This window comes from Rubrivirga marina (genome assembly GCF_002283365.1).
In the GTDB taxonomy this organism is placed as follows: Bacteria; Bacteroidota; Rhodothermia; order Rhodothermales; family Rubricoccaceae; genus Rubrivirga; species Rubrivirga marina.
In genome coordinates this window covers 4,039,922-4,061,244 of record NZ_MQWD01000001.1, presented here as the reverse complement: position 1 = coordinate 4,061,244, position 21,323 = coordinate 4,039,922, and the positions used below count along the sequence as shown (strand labels likewise).

Annotated in this window: 22 protein-coding genes; 8 read left to right on the top strand and 14 right to left on the bottom strand. The window is 72.6% G+C overall.

Annotated features, from left to right (window positions below; translation table 11 throughout):
- Window positions 1-25 precede the first annotated feature (25 nt).
- From BSZ37_RS17355 to BSZ37_RS17300, 11 genes are all read right to left on the bottom strand, one after another.
- Window positions 26-2,080 (bottom strand): ABC-F family ATP-binding cassette domain-containing protein, encoded by a 2,055-nt coding sequence (locus BSZ37_RS17355; protein WP_095511762.1) that lies wholly within the window; start codon window positions 2,078-2,080, stop codon window positions 26-28.
- A 658-nt stretch (window positions 2,081-2,738) separates the two neighbouring features.
- Window positions 2,739-3,566, bottom strand: coding sequence for a hypothetical protein (locus BSZ37_RS17345; protein WP_095511760.1), 828 nt, complete (start codon window positions 3,564-3,566; stop codon window positions 2,739-2,741).
- Between the two features lie 45 nt (window positions 3,567-3,611).
- A complete protein-coding gene (locus BSZ37_RS17340; protein ID WP_179299725.1) occupies window positions 3,612-4,622 on the bottom strand; it encodes an SGNH/GDSL hydrolase family protein in 1,011 nt (336 codons plus the stop codon).
- Window positions 4,623-4,686: 64 nt separating this feature from the next.
- Window positions 4,687-6,126, bottom strand: a complete 1,440-nt coding sequence (locus BSZ37_RS17335) for an undecaprenyl-phosphate glucose phosphotransferase (RefSeq protein WP_095511758.1) — start codon at window positions 6,124-6,126, stop codon at window positions 4,687-4,689.
- 195 nt (window positions 6,127-6,321) lie between these two features.
- Complete coding sequence (locus BSZ37_RS17330; protein WP_095511757.1) at window positions 6,322-6,855, bottom strand: fasciclin domain-containing protein; 534 nt, start codon at window positions 6,853-6,855, stop codon at window positions 6,322-6,324.
- Between the two features lie 125 nt (window positions 6,856-6,980).
- Entirely contained in the window at window positions 6,981-7,661 is a 681-nt protein-coding gene (locus tag BSZ37_RS17325) for an NAD-dependent epimerase/dehydratase family protein (protein WP_095511756.1), read from the bottom strand.
- A 102-nt stretch (window positions 7,662-7,763) separates the two neighbouring features.
- Window positions 7,764-8,327, bottom strand: coding sequence for a fasciclin domain-containing protein (locus BSZ37_RS17320; protein ID WP_095511755.1), 564 nt, complete (start codon window positions 8,325-8,327; stop codon window positions 7,764-7,766).
- Between the two features lie 334 nt (window positions 8,328-8,661).
- Window positions 8,662-11,004: a DNA polymerase domain-containing protein gene (locus tag BSZ37_RS17315; protein ID WP_095512442.1), complete on the bottom strand. Its 2,343-nt coding sequence runs from the start codon at window positions 11,002-11,004 to the stop codon at window positions 8,662-8,664.
- Between the two features lie 78 nt (window positions 11,005-11,082).
- A complete protein-coding gene (locus tag BSZ37_RS17310) occupies window positions 11,083-12,018 on the bottom strand; it encodes a DUF5715 family protein (RefSeq protein WP_095511754.1) in 936 nt (311 codons plus the stop codon).
- A gap of 77 nt (window positions 12,019-12,095) precedes the next feature.
- Window positions 12,096-12,926, bottom strand: a complete 831-nt coding sequence (locus tag BSZ37_RS17305) for a DUF5715 family protein (RefSeq protein WP_095511753.1) — start codon at window positions 12,924-12,926, stop codon at window positions 12,096-12,098.
- Window positions 12,923-13,516 (bottom strand): superoxide dismutase family protein, encoded by a 594-nt coding sequence (locus BSZ37_RS17300; protein WP_095511752.1) that lies wholly within the window; start codon window positions 13,514-13,516, stop codon window positions 12,923-12,925. Before BSZ37_RS17300 ends, BSZ37_RS17305 begins: the two co-directional genes overlap by 4 nt.
- Window positions 13,517-13,588: 72 nt before the next feature.
- Between BSZ37_RS17300 and BSZ37_RS17295 the strand changes: the two genes are divergently transcribed.
- Window positions 13,589-14,200: an ABC transporter ATP-binding protein gene (locus tag BSZ37_RS17295; RefSeq protein WP_218830547.1), complete on the top strand. Its 612-nt coding sequence runs from the start codon at window positions 13,589-13,591 to the stop codon at window positions 14,198-14,200.
- A gap of 27 nt (window positions 14,201-14,227) precedes the next feature.
- Here BSZ37_RS17295 and BSZ37_RS17290 read toward each other — a convergent pair whose 3' ends face one another.
- Entirely contained in the window at window positions 14,228-14,944 is a 717-nt protein-coding gene (locus BSZ37_RS17290) for a ComF family protein (protein ID WP_143537709.1), read from the bottom strand.
- 63 nt (window positions 14,945-15,007) lie between these two features.
- On the opposite strand from BSZ37_RS17290, the gene BSZ37_RS17285 reads away from it, so the two are divergent.
- Together BSZ37_RS17285 and BSZ37_RS17280 are read left to right on the top strand one after the other, a co-directional pair.
- Window positions 15,008-15,241, top strand: coding sequence for a hypothetical protein (locus tag BSZ37_RS17285; RefSeq protein ID WP_095511750.1), 234 nt, complete (start codon window positions 15,008-15,010; stop codon window positions 15,239-15,241).
- Between the two features lie 50 nt (window positions 15,242-15,291).
- Entirely contained in the window at window positions 15,292-16,443 is a 1,152-nt protein-coding gene (locus tag BSZ37_RS17280; RefSeq protein WP_095511749.1) for a tRNA-queuosine alpha-mannosyltransferase domain-containing protein, read from the top strand.
- 27 nt (window positions 16,444-16,470) lie between these two features.
- On the opposite strand, the gene BSZ37_RS17275 is transcribed toward BSZ37_RS17280, so the two are convergent.
- Window positions 16,471-17,268 (bottom strand): TIGR00266 family protein, encoded by a 798-nt coding sequence (locus BSZ37_RS17275; protein WP_095511748.1) that lies wholly within the window; start codon window positions 17,266-17,268, stop codon window positions 16,471-16,473.
- Window positions 17,269-17,362: 94 nt separating this feature from the next.
- Between BSZ37_RS17275 and BSZ37_RS17270 the strand changes: the two genes are divergently transcribed.
- The gene (locus BSZ37_RS17270; RefSeq protein WP_095511747.1) at window positions 17,363-17,959 is read left to right on the top strand and encodes an AMIN-like domain-containing (lipo)protein; all 597 of its coding nucleotides are present in this window, start codon (window positions 17,363-17,365) and stop codon (window positions 17,957-17,959) included.
- Here BSZ37_RS17270 and BSZ37_RS17265 read toward each other — a convergent pair.
- Window positions 17,956-18,138 carry a hypothetical protein gene (locus BSZ37_RS17265; RefSeq protein WP_143537708.1) on the bottom strand — a complete coding sequence of 61 codons (183 nt, stop codon included), beginning with the start codon at window positions 18,136-18,138 and terminating at the stop codon, window positions 17,956-17,958. The genes BSZ37_RS17270 and BSZ37_RS17265 overlap by 4 nt on opposite strands.
- A gap of 158 nt (window positions 18,139-18,296) precedes the next feature.
- Here BSZ37_RS17265 and BSZ37_RS17260 point away from each other — a divergent pair, with 158 nt between their 5' ends.
- The 4 genes from BSZ37_RS17260 to BSZ37_RS17245 all read left to right on the top strand — a co-directional run bounded on the left by BSZ37_RS17260 (window position 18,297) and on the right by BSZ37_RS17245 (window position 21,263).
- The gene (locus BSZ37_RS17260; RefSeq protein WP_095511745.1) at window positions 18,297-19,022 is read left to right on the top strand and encodes a YggS family pyridoxal phosphate-dependent enzyme; all 726 of its coding nucleotides are present in this window, start codon (window positions 18,297-18,299) and stop codon (window positions 19,020-19,022) included.
- 44 nt (window positions 19,023-19,066) lie between these two features.
- Window positions 19,067-19,354 (top strand): hypothetical protein, encoded by a 288-nt coding sequence (locus BSZ37_RS17255; protein WP_095511744.1) that lies wholly within the window; start codon window positions 19,067-19,069, stop codon window positions 19,352-19,354.
- Window positions 19,351-20,358, top strand: coding sequence for a DivIVA domain-containing protein (locus tag BSZ37_RS17250; protein ID WP_095511743.1), 1,008 nt, complete (start codon window positions 19,351-19,353; stop codon window positions 20,356-20,358). Before BSZ37_RS17255 ends, BSZ37_RS17250 begins: the two co-directional genes overlap by 4 nt.
- A 68-nt stretch (window positions 20,359-20,426) precedes the next feature.
- Window positions 20,427-21,263 carry a purine-nucleoside phosphorylase gene (locus BSZ37_RS17245; RefSeq protein WP_095511742.1) on the top strand — a complete coding sequence of 279 codons (837 nt, stop codon included), beginning with the start codon at window positions 20,427-20,429 and terminating at the stop codon, window positions 21,261-21,263.
- Window positions 21,264-21,323: the final 60 nt, after the last annotated feature.

The window sequence follows — 21,323 nt, the reverse complement described above, 5'->3', positions numbered from 1 at the left end:
CGCCTCGGCGCCGAGGCGGGCGGGGCTAGGCGAGCGCTTCGACCTCGGCGGCCAGCCGCTCCCAGCGGCCCATGAGCGCCTTGAGCTCGGACTGGGCCTTCTGGAGCCGCTCCATCGTGGTCTGGAACTCGGCCGGCTTGGCGTAGAGGTCCGGGTCGGCCATCTTCTTCTCGAGGTCGGCGACAGTGGCTTCCTGCTCTTCGACCTGTCCCTCCAGCAGCTCGAGGGCGCGGGCGGCGAGGTCGGGGCCGAGCTCCTTGGCCGGCGGGACCGTGCCGTCCTTCATCATCCGGTACAGCTTGTTCCGGGCCTCGGCCTCGCGGCGCTTCTCCTCCTTCGATTTCTTCCCGCCCGACGACGTCTTCGAGGTCGGTTTCGGCGCCGGCTCGGTCCGCCTCGGCGTGCCGGCCGCGCCGTCGCCCGAGGCGGGCGTGCCGAGCCGGGAGGCCGTCCCGTGCTCGCGCTGCCACTGCGTCTCGGAGTACGTCCCGCGGTAGGTCTGGACCGTCCCGTGCTCGACGTACCAGATCGACTCGGCCACGTCGTCGATGAACGCGCGGTCGTGGCTGACGAGGACGAACGTGCCGGTGTACTGGCGGAGCGCCTCGGCGAGGACCTGCTTCGAGACGATGTCGAGGTGGTTCGTCGGCTCGTCGAGGACGAGGACGTTGGCCGGGCTGAGCAGCGTCCGCGCCAACGCCAGCCGGGAGCGCTCGCCGCCCGAGAGGACCGAGACCGACTTCTCGGCGTCGTCGCCCGTGAACAGGAACGCGCCCAGGAGCGACCGGAGCTCGGTCTCGGAGTGGCCGCGCGACTTCTCGCGGAGCGACCCGAGGACGGTGTGGCTCGGCTCGAGGGCCTCGGCCTGGTGCTGCGCGAAGTGGGCCATCTCGGCGCGGCGGTCCTGCGTCCGCTCGCCCTCGAACGGCTCGGTCCCGAGCAGCATCCGCGCCAGCGTCGACTTGCCGGCGCCGTTCTTGCCGACGAGCGCCACCTTGTCGCCGCGCTCGAGGGCGAGGGGCCCGGCTCGGTCGAACACCTTCGTCACGCCGCCCTCCGGCGCGGGGTACGTCTTCGAGAACTCCGTGAGCTCGATGACCTGGCGGCCCGAGGGCGGCGGCTCCGGGAACCGGAAGTGCATCGAGGTGGCCTCGGGCGGCGGCGGCGGGATCCGCTCCATCCGCTCGAGCATCTTGATCCGGCTCTGGGCCTGCTTGGCCTTCGTGGCCTTGGCGCGGAACCGGGCGATAAAGCGCTCGGCCTCGGCGATCTCCTTTTGCTGGTTGTCGTAGCGCGCCTGCCAGTGGATCCGACGCTCCTGTCGCGCTTCGAGATAGAAGGAGTAGTTGCCGGCGTACGTGTCGATCTGGCCGCGGATGAGGTCGGCCGTCGACGTCGTCATCCGGTCGAGGAAGTACCGGTCGTGCGACACGAGGACGACGGCGCCGGGGTACGTCGTGAGGTAGCTCTCGAGCCAGTCGATCGACTCGATGTCGAGGTGGTTCGTTGGCTCGTCGAGGAGGAGGACCTCGGGCTGGCCGAGGAGGAGGCGGGCGAGGGCCACGCGCATCCGCCAGCCGCCGGAGAACGTCGAGAGCGGCCGGCGCATCTCCTCCTCGGAGAACCCGAGGCCGGAGAGGATCGTCGCGGCGCGGGCCTCCGCCGTGTGCGACTCGCGCGTCACGAGGCGGTCCTGGATCTTCGAGAAGCGCTCGACGAGGGTGAAGTAGGCGTCCGTCGTGTGGTCCGGATGCTCCTCCATCTGCGTCGTGAGCTGCTCGGCCTCGGCCTCGAGCCGGAGCACGTCGTCGAAGGCGTGGAGCGCTTCCTCGAGGGGGGAGATCGAGAGGTCCTCTTCCTGCGTGTCCTGGCGGAGGAAGCCGACGCTCGCGCCGCCCTCGTAGACGGCCTCGCCCTGGTCGACGGACTGCTCGCCCGCGATCACGCGGAGGAGCGTCGACTTGCCGGCCCCGTTCGGCCCCACGAGCCCCGCGCGCTGGCCGGCCGTGACCGTCCAGCTCAGGCCGTCGAAGAGGACGCGCCCGCCGAAGGCGAGGTGGAGGTCGCGGAGGACGAGCATGGGCCGGGGGGAAGTCGGCCGAAAGCTAGCCCGCCATCGGGGCCCGACGGGCGAAGACCGCGCGGAACGGGGGCCCGTGGACTGCCCTGGCCTCCTCCGCCTCGGCGCCGAGGCGGACCGGGTCGGCTCCCCGGTAGAGGGGAGGGCGACGGCTTTGGCAGGGGCGTACCCTCGGACGCCGTTCGCCTCGCGCGGCCCCGATCCATCCCCCGCATTTCGCCATGCCCCTCGCGTCCGTCCCCGCGCCGACCTCGATCCAATTCCTTCTCGTCGTCCTGGCCGCCGTCGTCCTCCCCGCGTGCGCCTCCTCCGGCCCGACGGGCGCCGACCTCGACGAGCGGCTGCTCGGCGTCTGGGTGGACGAGGGCGGGGCCACCCACACGATCTCGCCCGGCGCCGACGGCTACGCGGTCGGCGTCGTCGACTCCGACGGGGAAGTCTTCGACGTCACGTCGGTCGGCTACGACGGCGCGGCGCTCACCCGGCCTATGACGTCCCGAGCACGGGCTACACCGTCACCCACCGGACGACGAGCATCAGCCCGGACCGGATCGAGGTCCGCTGGGAGAACCAGGAGGGGGCCACCGGCATCGACACACTGACGCGGGTGGAGTAGAGCCCAAGCGCCTACGGGGCCCACCTCGGCGTCGAGGCGGGGCTAGCGGGTGAGGACGACGGGCACGGCCACCGTCCGCGCCGCGCCCTCGGCGTGGACGACGTACATCCCGGGCGGGTGGCCCGCCCCGTCCCACCGGAGCGCGCAGCTCCCCGGCCCGCAGCGGCTCGCGTCGAGCGTCGCGACCGCCCGGCCCCGCGCGTCGAGGACCACCGTGTGGTGCCACATTCCCGCCGGCAGCGTCACCGTCAGCGACCGGCGGAACGGGTTGGGAAAGGCCCTGACGTCGGTCTCCGATGGGCCGAGCTCGGACGACGTGACCCTCTGGCCGTCGACCGTCGCGGCGAACAGGTCCCCCATGTTGTTGTAGAGCGAGAATCCGGAGACCACACCGACGCCAGGCGCCAGCAGCACAGTGAACTCGTCGTCGAACACGTCCGGGATGTCGAACGAGAACTCGACCGCGTCCTCGAAAGACCCGGCCGGGACTGTGACGGACACGGGGCGGCGGACCGTCACGACGTACGCGAAGCCGTCGGACTCGGGCAACTCGTACCTCTCGCCGTCGGAGCGGGAAACGTCGAGGAAGAGGGCGTCGCGGCCATACCACCGCCCCCACACGCGGCCCTCAGGGTCGACGCGGAAGGTGTCCGTCGGGAGGGCGGGGAGGTCGATCACAGCGTACGCGGTGTCCGAGACCACCACGCGCTCCGCCACCCGGCGCTCGTAGCGGATCGTGTCGGGGTCCGAGAACGGTGGGTCGAGGACGTAGCCGTACTCCCACTGGTCGTCGTCGCCGAGCGGGAAGTAGCTCTGGCCAGCGGCCGGGAGCGCCGCGAGGGCGAACAGGACCAGGGCAGCGATGCGCATGGATCGACGGACGAAACGGAGCCAACCTACAACGACCGCCCTCCGTTAGGGCCGTGGGTCCCACTCGGCGACGGCGCGCGCGGCGACGGCGTGGCCGCGGCTCGAGAAGTGGATCCCGTCGGACCACAGGTACAGCGCCGATGGGTCGTCCTCGGCTGCCTCGGCGAAGGCGTCGAGGAGGTCGAGCGTCGGGACGCCGCGCGAGTCGAGGACCGGGACGAGCGCGAGCTGCGGCGCCCGACTGCCGGGTCGGAGCTGGGGCTCGTACGGCGCCACGACCACGTCGAACGGGATGCCCCAAGCGTCGAGGGTGTCCCGCATCGCCCAGAGCTGGCCGAGCGCCCGGTCGACCGGCGCTTCGGGCCGGCCCGAGGACGCGTCCGCCAGCGGCTCGTAGAGCCGGCGGTCGTGCTCGAAGTAGAGCGCCGGCCGGTCGAGCGCGGCGTCCTTCGCCAGCCGGTACAGCCGCGAGTGGACGTTGAGCCACGCCTTCGCTCGGCTCCACACCGCCACGGAGGCGGGCGCGTCTTCGGCGACGAGGGGGCGGGGCGGGAGCGCGTCGTTGAGGCACCAGAGCACCGTGACGCGGGCGGGCCGGAGGCCTTCGGCGAGGGCGGCGTCCAGGCGGCGGCGGTAGTCGGCGGGGCCCCACCCGATGACGCCCGGGTTGAGGACGCGCGCCGTGTCCTGCCGGAGCGCGAGCCGCCCCGCTAGCGTCGAGTCGGCCGGAACGCCGACGCCGAACAGGACCGAGTCGCCCAGCCACAGCCACGTGCCGGCCGAGTCCGGAACGGCGCGGTTGCCGGCGTAGACGTGGAACCCCTCGGCGTCGACGCGGACCGGCGCCCCGTTGGCGACGCCCTCGGCACCGGGTCTCAATCCGACCGTCGCGCCTTCGGCGTCGAGGAACGCGTCGTCGAGGAGGACGCTCGCCTCCGTCCCCGCCGGCTGGATGTCGGGGCGGAGCCACCGCACGGCGCCCTCGAGGATCAGCAGCAGGGACGCTACGCCCACCGCGTTGATCGCCACCACCCGGGCGAGCCGCCCGAGACTCACGCCCCGCCCCCCTCCACCTCGGTCCCGAGGCGGGCGCACCCGGCTGCCGCCTTGAACGTCTCCGTCAATGGGCGTTCTCGTGGACGAACCCCTTGAACACGGTCATCACCACGATCTTGAGGTCGAGCCAGAGGCTCCAGTTCTGGATGTAGTACAGGTCGTACTCGATCCGCTTCGTCAGGCTCGTGTCCCCCCGCCACCCGTGGACCTGGGCCCAGCCTGTGATGCCGGCCTTCGTCTTGTGGCGGAGCATGTAGCCCGGGATCTGGTGCCGGAAGTCCTCGATGAGCGCCGGCCGCTCGGGCCGCGGTCCGACGACCGACATGTCGCCCATGAGCACGTTCCAGAACTGCGGGAGCTCGTCGAGGCTCGTCCGCCGCAGGAAGCTCCCGACCCGCGTCGCCCGCGTCTCGCCCTTCGTCGACCACACGGCGCCCGTCTTGGCCTCGGCGTCGACCGGCATCGAGCGGAACTTGAGGATCTCGAAGTTCTGCCCGTTCAGCCCCATCCGCGTCTGGCGGTAGAGGACCGGTCCCGGCGACGACAGCTTGACGGCCACGGCGATCACGGCCAGCACCGGCGCCAGGAGCACGAGCGCCGCCAGCGAGAACGCCACGTCGCCCGTCCGCTTGATCACCTGGCGGATGTCGAGCGGCGCCTCGTCCATGAGGTGAATGACCGGCAGCCCGTCGACGTCGGAGATCCGGCTGTTGAGGAGGTCGAGGCCGAACAGGTCGGGCACGAGGCAGAGGTGCGCCGTGTGCCGGGCGCAGGCATCGGCGACCTCCTGGATCTTGTCGGCCGCCGAGAGCGGGAGCGCGGCGTACACCATGTCGATCCCGCCGCCGCCCTCCGGCGCGTGCCGGTCGAGGAGCGAGGCGACGGCCGAGACCGGGCCGAGCACGTCGGGCCGCTCGACGACCTCGGGGTAGAGCGGGTCCGGCGGCTCGGCCTCGACGGCCCCCTCGCGGTCGTCGAGGAAGCCGATGACCTCGAAGCCCATCCACGGGTAGTGCCGGAACGCGCGGGCCAGCCGCTGGCCGGCCTTCCCGGCCCCTACGATCAGCACGCGGCGAACGTTCTTGCCCGATTGCCGGCCCCGCCGCAGGACCGTGTAGATCCCGAACCGGAGGCCCACGAGCAGGACCGACGCGATCAGGGCGAACAGCCCCACGTGGAGGCGCGAGAACGAGAACTCGCGGTAGAAGAACAGCGCGCCGAGCGAGACCACGAGTCCGAGCGCGACCGCTCGGGCCACGGCGTAGGCCACCAACGTCAGCCGCTGCGCGCGGCGCGTCCGGTACAACCCGGACACAAGGAGCACGCCGGCCCACACCGCGAGCACGAACGGGAGGAAGCCGAGGTACTGGCTCAGCGGCACCCACTGGGGCGGCGTGAGCACTTCGAACCGGACGACCCAGGCGATCACCCAGGCCAGGGCGATCAGCGCGAGGTCGGCGCCGAAGAGGAGGCGCTGGAGGAGGAGGCTGCGTTCGCGGAGCATCGGACCCGGACGGGCCGGGGCGGGAGAGCGGAGGAGCGTCTCAACGAGTCAGATGCGGCGGGGCAAGGTCCACGCCGAAACTACGGCATCCCACGTTAGATGCCAGGGCACGCGGACGTCCCCTCCCGGGCTTCGCACAAACGGACCGCGGGCCGCACCGAAGGACGGCCCGCGAAGCGAAACCCGAGGCGGGGGCTACTGAGCGCCGCTGCCGCGCGTCGGGTCGAGGACGAGGTTGATGAGGTGGACCCGCCCGTTGCTCGACTCGATGTCGGCGTAGACGATGTCGGCGTCGTCGACCTTCATCATCGGGTCGCGGTTCTGGAGCGTCTGGATGGTGAGCTCCTCGCCGTTGAGCGTCTCGAGCGTCATGCCGTCGGTCAGCTCCGTGGATCGGTAGTCACCCTCCACGACGTGATACGTGAGGACGTCGGCGAGCTGGTCGTCGTCGATCTCGCCGAGGTCCATCGTCCAGGCCGGGTCGATCGGGGCGAAGACGGTGTAGGGGCCGGGGCCGTTGAGCGCGCTCACGAGGTCGGCCCGCTGGACGGCGGCGACGAGCGTCGAGAGCTCGGGCTGTGTCATCGCGTTCTCGACGATCGTTTGATCGGCCGAGAGCGCACCGGCGTTCAGTCGGAGGTCGCCCTGGAGGTCGTTGTCGGTGTTCATCTGGCCGGTCGAGCAACCGGCGACGGCGAGGGCGAGGAGGAGGAAAGAGAGGCGTCGCATGAGAGGGGAGGGGTTGGGAGAGGAAGAGGCCAACGGGGCTTCGTCCGGGCGTGGTCCACCCACAGCGCCTCTGGAGGCCGTCCTCACACGATCCTGGGGACTCTGGTGCCCTCCCCGATGCCCCGCTAGGAGTCCGCCCCCCGGTCGCCGGCCCACTGGCGGATCGCGCCGGGGCGGTAGACGTGGCGGCCCGTCGGGCGGGCGCCGGCGATCGCGACGAGCGCCGCGGCGACATCGTCCGCCTCGGTGGGCCGGAGGGCGGCGAGGGGGCCCCGGAGGACCGGCACGAGCGGCGAGAGCACCGCGAGCCCCAGCCGCTCGCCCCAGCGGGCCTCCGCGCGGTCGCCCGCGAGGAGCGACGGCCGGAGGAGTTGGAGGGCCCCAAACCCGACGCGCTCCACGGCCCGCTCGGCCTCGCCCTTCGTCCGGTTGTAGAAGATCCGGGACTCGGAATCGGCGCCGAGCGCGCTCACGAGGAGCATCTGCGCGGCGCCAGCCGAGTGGGCCAGCTGCGCGGCTTCGAACGGGATCTCCAGGTCGACCCGTCGAAAGGCCTCCTCGGAGCCTGCCTGCCGCATCGTCGTGCCCAGCGCACAGACGAGGTCGTCGCAGGCGAACAGCTCGGCCTGCTCGTCGAGGCGGTCGAAGTCGACGACGTGGTCCTCGTGCGTCGGGCCGGCGGTCTCGAGGGGGCGACGGCCGAGCGTGACGACGCGGGCCCACCGGCGGTCGGCGGCGAACCGCCGGAGCGCGTGGTGACCGACGAGTCCGGTGGCGCCGAGGATCAGGACGGTGCGGTCGGCCATGGAAGCGGGGGAAACGAAACACGGGGACGGCCCGGAGGCCGTCCCCGCTCGGAACGCCGCGGCGGTCAGGAGGCTCCGCCGCGCGACCCGATGGTCCCGGCCCTACGGCATCAAGACCGAGTCGATGACGTGGGCGACGCCGTTCGAGGCGTACACGTCGGCCTGCGTGACCGTCGCCATGCCGTTGGCGTTGCCGATCATCACCTGGCCGTTCGCCTTCGTGACGGTGAGCGTCTCGCCGTTGACGGTCGTGAGCGTCTGGCCGTCGCGGAGGTCGGCAGCGGAGAGGCGGCCCGGGACGACGTGGAAGGTCAGGACGCCCTGGAGCTGGGCCTGATTCTCCGGCATCAGCAGCGTGTTGAGCGCGGACTCCGGCACCTTGCCGAAGGCGGTGTTGGTGGGGGCGAACACCGTGAAGGGCCCGTCGCCGCTGAGCGTCTCGACGAGCTCGGCGGCCTGGACGGCCGAGACGAGCGTCGTGAGGTTCGAGGCGCCGGAGGCGTTCTCGACGAGCGTCTGCGAGGGCAGCATCATGGCGCCGCCGACCATCACGCCGGCCGAGGCGCCGCCGGCGTCCGCCGACCCGTTCATCGAGGCGGAGGACATGCAGCCGGGGGCAACGGCGAGAGCCAGCGCGAGGGCGCCGAGGGAGAGAGTGCGAGACATCAGGGAGGGCGTTGTGGAATGGACTCGTTGCATGAGCCCGAGACCTCCCGGGTTCGCCCCCTAGCCACCGACGTGTCCTGCGCCGACGCCGCCGTCAGCGCTTCACCTACAGGGCCGCGTCAGGACCTCAGGTCGCCGCGATGAAGACGACGATCAGCACAAGGCAGAGCGTGAGCAGGGTCAGGAATCGGTTCATGATGGGGCTGTCGGGTGGAGCCACCGATGCGCACGGACGTGTGCTCCGTGCAGTTCTTCCGCTGTCAGCGCTTCGAACTCCCTTTACGGGCTTGTCGGAGTTTGTCTTACAAGACGCACCGGGGGAATCCCCATGGCGTCAAAACGGGACGTCGTCTTCGACCTCGTCGGGGTCGCGCTCGCGGACGACGAGGCGGACGGAGGCGGGGTCGAACCCGAACAGGTCCTCCTCCGAGAACACGAGCTGGAACTGGGCCGCGGTCTCGAAGAACGGCTCGAACCGGCCCGCGAGCTGGTCGAGGCGGTCGAGGTAGAACGCCGTCGACTCGTCGGGAGCCTCGGGGTCCCAGGCCTCGGCCGGCTTGGCCGCCTCGAACACGCGCCCGCCCCCCTCGGCGATGTAGTACGCCACCCGGTCGCCGATGCGAGGCCGGCGTCCGGTCCGCTCGGCTTCCTGCCGGGCGACCTCGTAGGCCGCGCTCCGGGTCCGCTCGCCGGCGGCGACCGCCCGCTCGTACTGCTCGATCGACGCCTTCAGCGTCTCGACGCGCTGGAAACTCTCGACGCCCAACCAGTCGTGGGCCTCGATCTGGCGCCGGTGTCGGAGGTAGAGGTCGTGGAGCGCTCGGACGTCCTCCTCGAGGAGCAGCCGGATCGCCTCGCGCACGAACCGCCGTCCGAACCGCTCCGACGAGCGCGACACGAGGCTCGACCCCTTGAACTTCAGGTGCCCGTCGTAGTCGAGGAGCGCGTAGTTCTTCTTCTTGTACGAGAGCATCCGCCGGAAGCGGCCGTCGAACCCGATCCGGATCCCCTCCGGCATCTGCTCGCTGAGGTCGCGGACGAACGCGCGCTCGGCGGCTTCGCCCTCCACGCCGTCCGGCGGGATGAACAAGACGCCGTCGGTGTCGACCTCGACGACCTTCGCCCCAGCGTCTCGCGCCAGCCGGATGATCTGGCGGAGGAGCTCCTGCCCCGTCCGCGCGACCCGGTCCGCCTCGGCGAAGTCGTTGAACAGGGCGTAGCCGAAGCCCATGTTCCCGTAGAAGCTGTTGATGACGATCTTGAACGCCGACTGGCGGGCGTCGAGCTCGCCGCGGTCGTGGGCGTCGTCGGCCTCGCGCATGGCGTCCTTCGTCTCGAACCGGAGGTCCGTCAGGCGCCGGAGGAGGCGCGGGAACAGACCCAGCGCGTCGCCCTTCGGCTGGACGTCGTAGTGGAGCATGATCGACGGGTACAGGCTCTCGACGTCGGCGTAGACGACGGGCCCGACGACGCCGGTCACGAACACGTCGGTGTAGCCGCCGACGACCTGCGAGCCGAAGTCGGCGCGCGGGAGGCTGTGGCGGGCGTGGAGGTAGCCGCGGACGAAGAGGGCCTCGACCTTCGCCGCCGGGCCGGTGCGGGCGGCCTGGGCGTACGGCATCGGCACCATCTGCGTGAGGTAGAACGTGCTCCCGCTGAGGTGCCGCGCCAGCCGCTCCGTCTCCGTCGCGTCGTCGATGGCGTACTCCATGAGCCGGTGCGGGTCGGTGTCCCACACGTGCGCGATCTCGTCGCCCGGCACGTACGTCCGGCCCTCCGGGGCGAAGCCGAAGTACTTCGCCGCGCCCTTGAGCGTGTAGTTCGGGAGGTCCCGCTTGAACACGTCGAACGCCATCACCTGGTGGAGCGTGTCGATGACGTGCCGCCCGGCGATCTCGACGGCCTCGAACTCGACCGACCGCTCGGCGAACCGCATCGAGGTCGGGTAGGAGCGGGGGAGGCTCCCGTCGCGCCCGAGGTCGACCGGGATGCCGTGCCGACGGCACCGCTCGAACACGTACGGCAGGTCGAACCCGAAGATGTTGTGGCCCTCGATGACGTCGGGGTCGCGCTCCTTGACGAGGCTCAGGGTCTCGCGCAGGACCTCCTCCTCCGTCATGCCCGGGGCGCCGACGAGCCGATTCCACCCGGTCGAGTCGCTGAGCGCGACGAGGATCACGCGGTGCTCCGGCGTCGTCGCCTGCGGGAACCCCTCGGGGCTGTAAACCTCGATGTCGAGCTGGAGGCGGACGAGGTCGGAAAAGTCCATCCCCTTGAACAGCGTCCGCCCGGTCTGCATGAGGTACTGCTGCTCGGGCGAGCCGGGGAGGTAGACCTCGTCGGGACGGCTCTTCTCGGTCTCCGTCGTCCGCTCGACGTGGCGGAGCGCGTCGAAGTAGCTGTTCCGGTCGGGGAAGGCGACCACGTACCGGAAGAAGCCGGCGCCGTCGAGCTCCTGGAACTGGAACCGGTCGCGCGGGAAGCCGCGGAGCAGGTCGACATCCGACAGGAAAAAGAACGGGTGGACGCGGACGTCCTCGGTCGTGACCTCCGTGGGCGAGCGGCGGCGGTAGAGCCGCATCGCGGCCGGCCCGACCGGGTGGAGCGCGACGATCCGCTCGGCCGGGTCGTGGCCGTAGAGGAGGGCGTCGTCGTCGGGGGCGTCGAGGGCGGGCATCTCGGCCATCCTACCCCGCAGCGACGACGACGCTCCGTCACCCGCCCCGGCTCCCTCCGCCTCGGCGCCGAGGCGGGGCTACTCGGCGGCGGGGCGCGGCACGAGCCGCCGGGCGACCGTCACGTGGTACACCGGCTGGCGCCGCTCGCGGACGACCGCCAGCACGCCCTCGTCCTCCAACTCGATGAGCGCGCGGCCGAGCGCCGCCGTCAGCCGCGACGGGTAGTCGGCGGCGAGCCGATCGAGGTCGGCCCGCTGCTCCGCCACGAGCCGCTCGCGGACGACCTCGTGCAGGAAGCCGGGCACGCGGTCGTCGACGCGCGGCGGCGGCGGGAGCGCGTCGGGGGCCGGCGAGTAGCGCGTCGGGTTGTACGTGATGTCGTACGTCGTCCCGTACTCGTGGCTGGAGCGGCCGGCGGCGGCGTTGACGTTGCCGCCGCGGAGGGCCGCTTGGTCGGCGCCCGTCCGCCAGACCGAGGAGACGGCGAACCGGAACGGCGGGAGGCCCCGCTGGTCCAGCTTCTCTCGGAACCGGACGGCGATGCTGTCGAGCGAGGCCGCCGCGCTCGGCGTGAGGCGGGGGACCGAGTACTCACCGGGGAGGACCGTGTAGAGCGAGTCCGTCTCGATCGTGACGAAGGCGTAGCGGTCGCCGAGGCTGTCGGCCTCGGCGCGCGTGTCGGGCGGGCCGACGCCGAACGTCTCGGCCAGTTCGACGTGTCGGGCGTTCCGCGAGCGGCGGAGGAGGGCGATCTCCTCGTCCGAGAGCATCGGGATCGACTCGAACGCGCGCTCGACCTCGGCGACGTACCGCTCCTGGACCGCGAAGGTGGCCTCGATCCCCCGGTTCGTCCGGACCCCGAACACGATTGCGGCCCCGACGAGAGCGAGCCCCAGGCCGACCGCCCACCACCGCTTCTTGCGGTAGCGCGGGCGTGGGGGCAGCGGCGCCATCGGCTCCGAATCCGGCCGGGGCTCGATGAGAGGCTGGACGTCGGGCGGGGAGGCGGACACGGAGCGGCGGAGGGACGAGTCGAGGAAAAGGACGTCCGGCCGGATCGTTCCCGCGGCGTCGGCTCTTCGCGAGCGCGTTACTCGCCGTCGATCGTGATGTGGAAGACGGGCTGCTCGTCCTCCAGCAGCACCAGCAGCTCGCCTTCGTCCTGCATCCTCCCGAGCACACGCGCCAGCGCGCCGAACAGGCGGTCGTCGTAGGTCCCCGCGAGGTCGTCGGCCCAGCGGATGGCGAGGCGCTGGGCGGTCGGCGTGGCGGCGTCGGAAAACGGGACCGTGAGCGTGTCGGCGGCCGTCGGCCAGAGCGCGTAGCGCGTGTAGACGAGGTCGACGGAGGCGCCGTACTCATGGCTGGAGCGGCCCGTCGCGGCGTTCCGGTTCGACTGCTGGAGGTCGTCCTGGAGGTCGGCCGTCCGGAGGGCCGACGAGATCGCGAACCGGTACGGCGGGAGCCCGGCCTCCGCGAGCTCCGCCTGGAACCGTTCGCCGATCTCCTCCAGCCGCTCGATCATGAGGGGGCGGACGAACGGCTTCGAGTGCTCCAGAACGCGGAGGACGTAGTACTCGTTGTCGACGAGCGGGACGAGCTCGCCCGTGCGGAGGTGGCGGTCGAGGTCGGCCTCGCTCTCGAGCGGCGGCACGCCGAGCGAGTCGGCCATGTCGAGGTGCTCGGTGTACGACGGCGTGCTCGGCCGGCGGAGGCGGTTCTCCTCGAACGACGTCGGCTCGCGGAGCTGCTCGAACCGGCCGCGGAGCCGCGCCACGAACGTCTCGAGCGAGTCGACGGCGGGGGCGGTGCCGGCGGCGGGCGGCGGCGGGGGGGCGGGCGGCGTGGTCTGGGTGTGGAGGACCCAGCCGAGTCCGAGGCCCAGCACGAGAGCGGCGAGGGGAAGCGCGGCCTGCCTCATCGGACCCTCTCGGCGATGCCGCACCCGATGACGTCGCCCGCGGCGCCGTCGGGCGAGGCCGCGTCGTCGCGCCCGGCGCGGAGGACGACGGCGCGCCCGACGAGCGACGCCGTGCCATCGAGCGAGAGCTCGGGGTCGATCCGGTCGTAGCGCCCGTCGCCGTCGTCGCCGCGGACGTTGCCGAGGTCGCCGGCGTGGCGGAGGCCGGGAGGCGAATACGGCCCCCCGTGCGGGGCGCCCGCCTCGGCCCCGAGGTGGACCGTCGGGTCCGCGTCGCAGTCTCGGCCGCGCAGGACCTGGAGGGCGTGGAAGTCGCTCGCGCTCAGCCCCTCCAATGACGCGTGGACGCGGACGCCGCCGGCCACTCGCGTGAACGTCACCGCGCCTTCCACCTCACCGTCGCCGACCGGGGCGATCACTGCCCGCGCCTCGGTCACCCCCTGCACGTCGACCGTGTCTGGCGGCAGGGGGGAGGCCATGCCCATCGAGTCGGCCGCGACGACGGGGGCGGGCGCGGGCGGGGCCGGCTCGCACGCCGTCGCGGCGAGGGCCAGGGCCACCGCGAGAGAGAGCGGGTGAGCGGGGCGCATGAGGGCGGTACGGACGGGCCGCCGGGTCTGTTCTGCCCGTCGGTAGCTTCTCCGGTCCCCCCCGACCGCCCCGTGCCCGCCCGTCTCGCCGCCGACCAGCTCTCGATGCGCTTCGGCCGTCGGCGGCTCTTCGATGGTCTGACGGTGGCGGTCGAGCCCGGCGCCCCGTTGGCCGTGCTCGGCGCCAACGGCTCGGGCAAGTCGACGCTCCTCCTCCTGTTCGCCGGGCTCCTGGCCCCGACCGGCGGCGAGGCTCGCCTCGAGATCAACGGCGCCACGATTCCGGCCCGCGACGTGCCGCTCCGCGTCGGCTACGTGGCCCCCGCCCTCGACCTCTACGACGCGCTCACGGCGCGTGAGACGCTCGCCTTCCTCACCCGCGCCCGCGCGCTCCCCGACGCCGCGGCCCGCGTCGAAGCGACGCTCGACCGCGTCGGCCTCTGGGGGCGGATGGACGACCCCGTCGCGGCGTTCTCGACCGGGATGCGCCAGCGGCTCCGCCTCGCGACCGCGCTCGTCCACGACCCGCCGGTCCTCCTGCTGGACGAGCCCGGCGCCACGCTCGACGCGGCCGGCCGCGACCTCACGGCCTCTCTCGTCGCCGACGGCTCACGTGTCGTGGTCCTCGCTACGAACGACCCGGCTGAGGCCGCGCTGTGCCCGAGGCGGGTGGAGCTGGGGTAGCTCGCCCGTGGCCGGTGGCCCCTCGCCTCACGCCCCGGCGAGCGCGAGGGCGGCGACGTCGACGCGAGCGCCGGCCTCGGCGAGCGGGCGGGCGGCGGCGGCGAGCGTGGCGCCGGTCGTGAGGACGTCGTCGATCAGAAGGACACGGCGGCCCGAGACATCGGCACCGGGGGCGAGGGCGAAGGCGCCGGCCACGTTCTCGCGGCGGGCGCTCGCCGAGAGCGCCGCCTGCGACCGCGTGGGTCGGGTGCGGACGAGGAGGTCGGCGACGGGCACGTCCAGCGCTGCGGCCACGCCCTCGGCGAGCGCGGCCGACTGGTTGTAGCCGCGGTCGAGGGACCGGAGCCGCGCCAGCGGGACCGGGGCGACGATCTCGACCGACACGCCGGCGTCGCGGGCCGCCAGCCCGAGCACACGGCCAAGTGGGACGCCGAGCGCCGGCCGGCCCCCGTACTTCAGCGCGTGCTGGACGCGGCGGACGGTCCCGCCCGGGTCGAAGGCCCACAGCGCGACGGCGGCCCCGACGGCCGGGTCGTGGGCAAGCAGTCGGGTGACCGCCTCGGCGTCGGCGCGGGGGAGGCCACGGAGGCACGTGGCGCAGAGCGCGTCGACGGGGTCGGGAAGGCGGGCCTCGCAGCCGAGGCAGAGCGCCGGGTAGGCCAGGCCCGCGAGGCCGTCCACGAGCCCGCGGGCGAGTCTGCCGAGGCGGTGGGCGGTGGACCGGAGGGGGCGGGGCGAAGTCACACGGATTCGGGCGGGCGCCACGCAATATCTTGGCCACCCCTTTCCCGTCCAAGCCCGCCTCCTATGCCCGAACGCCGAGGGATGATCATCAAGAACGTGTCCGAGGACGCGCTCGACCTCCGCCTCGATACGCGGACCCTCCACATGACCGCGGGCGAGGAGCGCCCCGTCACGGCGCCCGAGGTCAAGGACGCACGGCTCCGGCAGGCGCTCCAGGTCCGCGAGATCGCCATCGTCCGTCCGACGACCGACGATGAAGCCACGGCGCTCGACGCCGAGTTGGCGGGGGGTGGATGACCCGTGATGAGTAAAGGGACTCGTCGCCCATCTCCCTTTGCCCTTCACTCATGAACGTCCTCGCGCTCGAGCCCTGGTTCGGAGGGTCCCACAAGCGGTTCCTCACAGGGCTCATCGCACACAGCGCGCACGACGTCCGCGTGGTCGAGATGGCCGCGCGGTACTGGAAGTGGCGGATGCAGGGCGGGGCGGTCACGCTCGCCGACAAGACGCGCGCGTTGCTCGCCGACGGTTGGCGGCCCGACCTCGTGTTCGCGACCGACATGGTCAACGTGCCGGCGTTCCTCGCGCTCACGCGCGACGTGCTGGCCGACGTCCCGGTCGTCCTCTACTTCCACGAGAACCAGCTGACGTACCCGCTCAAGGAGGGGCGCGAGCGGGACTACACGTACGCCTGGATCAACTACCTCTCGGCCCTCACGGCGGACCGCGTCGTGTTCAACAGCCGGTTCCACCGCGACGAGTTCTTCGGCGCGCTCCCCGACCTCCTCCGGCGGTTCCCCGACTACGCCCACGTCGGAGAGCTCCCGGCGCTGCGCGAGAAGAGCCGGGTGCTCCGGCTCGGGCTCGACCTCGCCGGCCTCGACGCGGCCCGGCCGGCCGCCGAGGCGCGACGCCAGCGCGAGCCCGGCCCTCCGGTCGTCCTGTGGAACCACCGCTGGGAGTACGACAAGAACCCCGAGGCCTTCTTCCGGGTGATGAACCGGCTCGACGACGCCGGCGAGCGGTTCCGCCTGATCCTCGCCGGCAAGACGTTCGCCGAGCAGCCGCCGGCGTTCGAGGCCGGCTTCCGGCGCTACGCCGAGCGCGTGCTCCACTACGGCTACGCCGAGTCGTTCGCCGACTACGCCGCGCTCCTCTGGCGCTCCGACGTCGTCGTCTCGACGTCGGTCCACGAGTTCTTCGGCATCTCGATGCTGGAGGCCATCCACTGCGGCTGCCACCCGCTCCTGCCCAACCGGCTGACCTACCCCGAGCTGATCCCGGAGCGGCTCCACCGCCCGCTCCTCCACGCGCCGGTCCTCTACGACTCGGAGGACGCCCTCTTCGAGACGCTCCGCGCCATCCTCCGCGGCGACGCCCACCCGCTTCCGGGCGACGTCCTCCGCGAGGTCCCCGCCGACCTCGCGTGGCCGCTCATGGCGCCCCGCTTCGACGCCCTCTTCGAGAGCGTGGCATCGCCCGCCTCGGTCGGCCCGTGAGCCCACCGAGGCGGACGGAGCCGGGCGCTAGTTGTCTTCGCCGAGGAGGCCACCCAGCAGGCCGCCGGCGGCGAGCCCGCCTAGGGCCCCGAGCGCGTTGCTGCCGCCCGACGACTCGCCCTTCCGTCCGTACATCCGGCTCGCCGCCACGATCCGGTCCGCGAGGCGCGAGAACGGGAGGCTCTGGAGGAACACCTTGCCCGGGCCCTCGACGCGCGCCAGGAACAGGCCCTCGCCGCCGAACAGCGCGTTCTTGAAGCCGCCCTGGAACTGGATGTCGTAGTCGACCGACTCGGAGAACGCGACGAGGCAGCCGGTGTCGACGCGGAGCGTCTCGCCGGCCGCGAGGTCGCGCTCGATGATCGTCCCGCCAGCGTGGCAGAACGCGAGGCCGTCGCCGGTCAGCTTCTGGAGGATGAAGCCCTCGCCGCCGAACAGACCGGCCCCGATCTTCTTCGTGAAGGCCACCTCGATCTCGATGCCGGAGGCCGCGCAGAGGAACGTGTCCTTCTGGCACAAGAACCGCCCGCCGTAGTCGCCGAGGTCGATGGGGATGACCTTGCCCGGGTACGGCGCGCTGAACGCGGCGCGGGCCTTCGACCGCCCGTCGTTGGTGAACGACGTGATGAAGAAGCTCTCGCCGGCGATCCGGCGCTTGAGCCCCTTCATGAACCCGCCGCCGGTGCCCGTGTCCATCGTGATGTCGCCGTCCATGTAGAGCATGGCCCCGGCCTCGGCGCGGACGGCTTCGCCGGGGTCGAGCTCGATTTCGACGATCTGGAGGTCGTCGCCGATGAGGCGGTAGTCGATGTCGTGGACAGGCATGGCGCGGTAGGGGAGGGGGTTCGCCCCACTCTACGGCAAAACGGCCCTAGGCCCGTCGTGCGGCCCGACATTGGCGACGACATCCCACGGTCCGATGCCTCGCTTCCTCCTTCTCGCCCTCCTCCTCGCCGCCTGCGCCAGCGAGCCCGCCGAGGTGCCCGCAGCGCCGGAGGCTGACGTCTCCGTTCCGACCCCGGAGGCGGACGGCACCGACGCGCCGGAGGGCCCCACTCGCGCGCCGCGTGACGCCTCCGACTGGACCTCCGGCATCGTCGACCTCGGTGCCTCTGGCGAGGGGCAGGCCGTGCTGACGGACGTCCGCGTCGCCACGCACGACGGCTACGATCGGGTCGCCTTCGAGTTCGAGTCCGTCCGGCCCGCCGTCCACGTCGAGTACGTCGACCGGCCGGTGCGGGCGTGCGGCTCGGGCGAGGTGGTGGAGCTTCCAGGTGACGGGTGGCTGCTCGTCCGGTTCAGGGGGGCCCGCGCGCACACCGCGGCGGGCGAGGCCACGGTCGATCCGGCCACGCGCGACCTCGGGTTGCCGACGGCGCTCGCGCTGGCGCGGACGTGCGACTTCGAGGGCGAGGTGTCGTGGGTCGTCGCCGCGTCGTCCCCCGAGCCGGTCCGCGTGACGACGCTCGACGGGCCGCCGCGCGTCGCCGTCGACCTGCGGCACCCAGCTCGCTAGGCGCGGGCGCCGGGGCGGAGGGATCGGCGAGAGCCGCGGGGCCGGGCGGTCTTCTGCTCTAGCTGGCGAAGGCACGCGCAGTAGCGCTCCCAGGCCCCGGCGTGGCCCGCCAGCCAGGCGGCGCGGGCCCGGTCGAGGGCGCAGCGGAGAGTCGGCGCGGTCTGGGTCGGAGCGGGCATGGCGGCCATCGGCGGTGCGGTTCGTGGAATCCCAACAATCGGGCCATCCGGCCGCAGTGCCGCTCAGGTCGGTTCAGTCGATGCAGGCAGGTAGAAACGGAACGGGTCCGTCCCAGATCGAGACTGGATCCCCGAGGCTACGGCCGGGTACGCACCGCATGACGACCGAGACTGCCCCCCCCGACCTCGTCGACCAGATCACCGAGCGCGCCACCGACGTCCGCCGACGGATCGCGGAGGCGGCCGACCGGGCCGGGCGGGACGCCGAGGCCGTCACGCTCGTGGCCGTCACCAAGACGCACCCGCTCGAGACGGTCCGCGCCGCGATCGCCGCCGGCCTCCGCGACCTCGGCGAGAACCGCGTCCAGGAGCTCGTCGACAAGTCCGACGCGATCCCTGGCGAAGCCGACGGGGGCGACGTTCGGTGGCACCTCATCGGGTCGCTCCAGCGGAACAAGGCCCGCGACGCCGCCGCCCGCGCCGACCTGTTCCACGCGCTCGACTCGGTCCGCCTCGCGAAGGCGTTGGAGAAGAAGGCCGCCGACGCCGGGCGCGTGCTCCCCGTCCTCGTCCAGGTCAACATCTCGGGCGAGGACGCCAAACACGGCGTCGAGCCGGAGGACGCGTACGACCTCCTCCAGACGGCCGCCGAGCGCGGCCACCTCCGCCCGGTCGGTCTGATGGGGATGGCGGCGATCGCCGAGGACGATGACGACCTCGAGCGCGTCGTCCGTCCCGCATTCCGCACGTTGCGCCAGCTCTACGAGGGCTCACCGATCCCGCTGTCGGTCCTCTCGATGGGGATGAGCGGGGACTACGAGGTGGCCGTCGAAGAGGGCGCGACGCACGTCCGGGTGGGCTCGGCGCTGTTCGGGCCGCGCTGAACGTTTCGGGGGGGCGTGCGTACGGTGGCGTACCTTTCGTGATCATGTTCGTCCCCCTCCTCGTCCTCAACGGGCTCCTCGCGGCGGCCCTCGTCGTGCTGCTGATCCGGTGGTCCCGGGTCCGCGGACGCGCGGCCGGCGCCGCCGCTCGTCTGAGTGAGGTCGAGGCCCGGGTCGGACAGGCCCTCGACGCGGTCCGCCGGGCGGACGCCCTCGCCGACTCGCTGGAGGCCCCCGTGCCCGCCGACGGCCGGCCCGACGCGCCGACCGACCGGCGCCCGCGCCGCCGCGTCCGCCGCGTCGCCCCGCCCGCCACCCCCGACCGGCCATGAACCTCACGCCTCTCGACGTCCGACGGAAAGCGTTCGACAAGGGCTTCCGCGGCTACGACCCCACCGAGGTCGACCTCTTCCTCAAGCAGGTGGCCGACCGCTTGGAGGAGGTCCAGGAGGAGGCGCGCCGCGCCGAGGAGCGCGCCCGCGACACGGAAGCCAAGCTGGTCCACTACGAGAAGGTCGAACTGGCGCTCCAAGAGGCGCTGGAGTCGGCGCGCGAGTCGGCGAAGCGGGCCGAGGCGGCGGCCCAGGAGAAGGCCCGCCTGATGATCCAGGACGCCGAGCTCCGCGCCGAGGTGATCCTCCGCGACGCCGAGCGCGAGCGGCACGGGCTCCGGCAGGACCTCGTCCGCCTCTCGTCGCGGCAGGCCGAGGTGGCCGCCCGGCTCCGCGGGTTCCTCCTCTCGGAGCTCGAGGTGCTGGCCCAGTTCCAGGGCGACGACCCCGTCGGCTTCATCAAGCTGCAGGCGGCCGGCGTCAGCGGGCAGCTCCCGCCCGCACAGTCGCGCCTCGAGGCCCCGATCGACCCGCCCGACGACCTCGACGACTCGGACGACGACGAGTCGGAGGCCGCTGACGCGAGCCTCCCCTCTGCCGACCTCGACGACGCGCCGGAGCCGGTCGCCGAGGTCCGCCCGCCGACGCCCCCGGAGCCCGCCGAGCCCGAGCCCGTCGCCCCCCCGCCGTTCACGACGCCCGAGTACCCCGACACGTCCGTCGAGGCCGAGTCTCCGGCTGCGGAAACGCCGCTCAATGCGCCGATCGACCCGATCGAGGACGATGCCGACGTGGAGCCGGCCGCGCCCGAGGCGCCGCTCCCCGGCGCGTACGCCGCCGCCCCTGAGCAGCCCGACGAGGACGAGCCCGCCGCGCCGCCGTCGCGCCCCGCCGTCACCGGCGGGTGGGACCTCCGCTCGCTCGTGACGGGCGAGGAGCGGAGCGTGGCCGCCTCGGACGAGGAGCGCGAGCGCATCCGCCGCATTCTCGACGATCTCGACTAGGGCGCGGAGCGTCGGGCGTAGGATCTTGGCGCGACCCCTCGTCCCCACGATCTACGACTGACGCCCTTATGACGCCCGACATCGACACCGCCCGCGCTCAGGTCCAGGAGGCCGCCGACGCCCTCCGCCAGCGCGTGGGCGACTCGGCCCGCGTCGGGATCATCCTGGGGACCGGGCTGGGCAAGCTGGCCGAGGAGATCGACGCCCGCGAGACCCTCTCGTACGACGAGATCCCGCACTTCCCGCTCTCGACCGTCGAGAGCCACGACGGCCGGCTCATCGCCGGGACGCTCCGCGGCGTCGAGGTGCTGGCGATGCAGGGCCGGTTCCACCTGTACGAGGGCTACAGCGCGTGGCAGATCACGCTGCCTGTCCGCGTGATGGCCGCGCTGGGCGTCGAGGCGCTCCTGATCTCGAACGCGGCCGGCGGCATGAACCCGCTGTACCGCCGCGGCGACCTCATGCTGACGACGGACCACATCAACCTCCAGGGCGCCAACCCACTCACCGGGCCAAACATCGACGAGTGGGGCCCGCGGTTCCCCGACATGTCGGCGCCGTACGACCGCGAGCTCCGGGACACGGCCGAGGCGGCGGCGCTGGAGCGCGGCATCCGGCTGCAGCAGGGCGTCTACGTCGCTGTCGTCGGGCCCAACCTCGAGACCCGCGCCGAGTACCGGTTCCTGCGAGGCATCGGCGCCGACGTGGTTGGGATGAGCACGGTCCCCGAGGTCATCGTCGCCCGGCACCAGGGGCTCCGGTGCCTCGCGATCTCCGTCGTCACCGACGAGTGCTTCCCCGACGCCCTCGAGCCGGTCTCCATCGAGGACGTCCTCGCCGCGGCCGCCGAGGCCGAGCCGAAGCTGACGACGCTGATGGGCGACGTGGTCGCGTCGCTGGCGTAGCGACTCCGCCCGCCTCGGCGTCGAGGCGGGCCCTGTCGGGCGTCGGGGAATCGGGCCGGG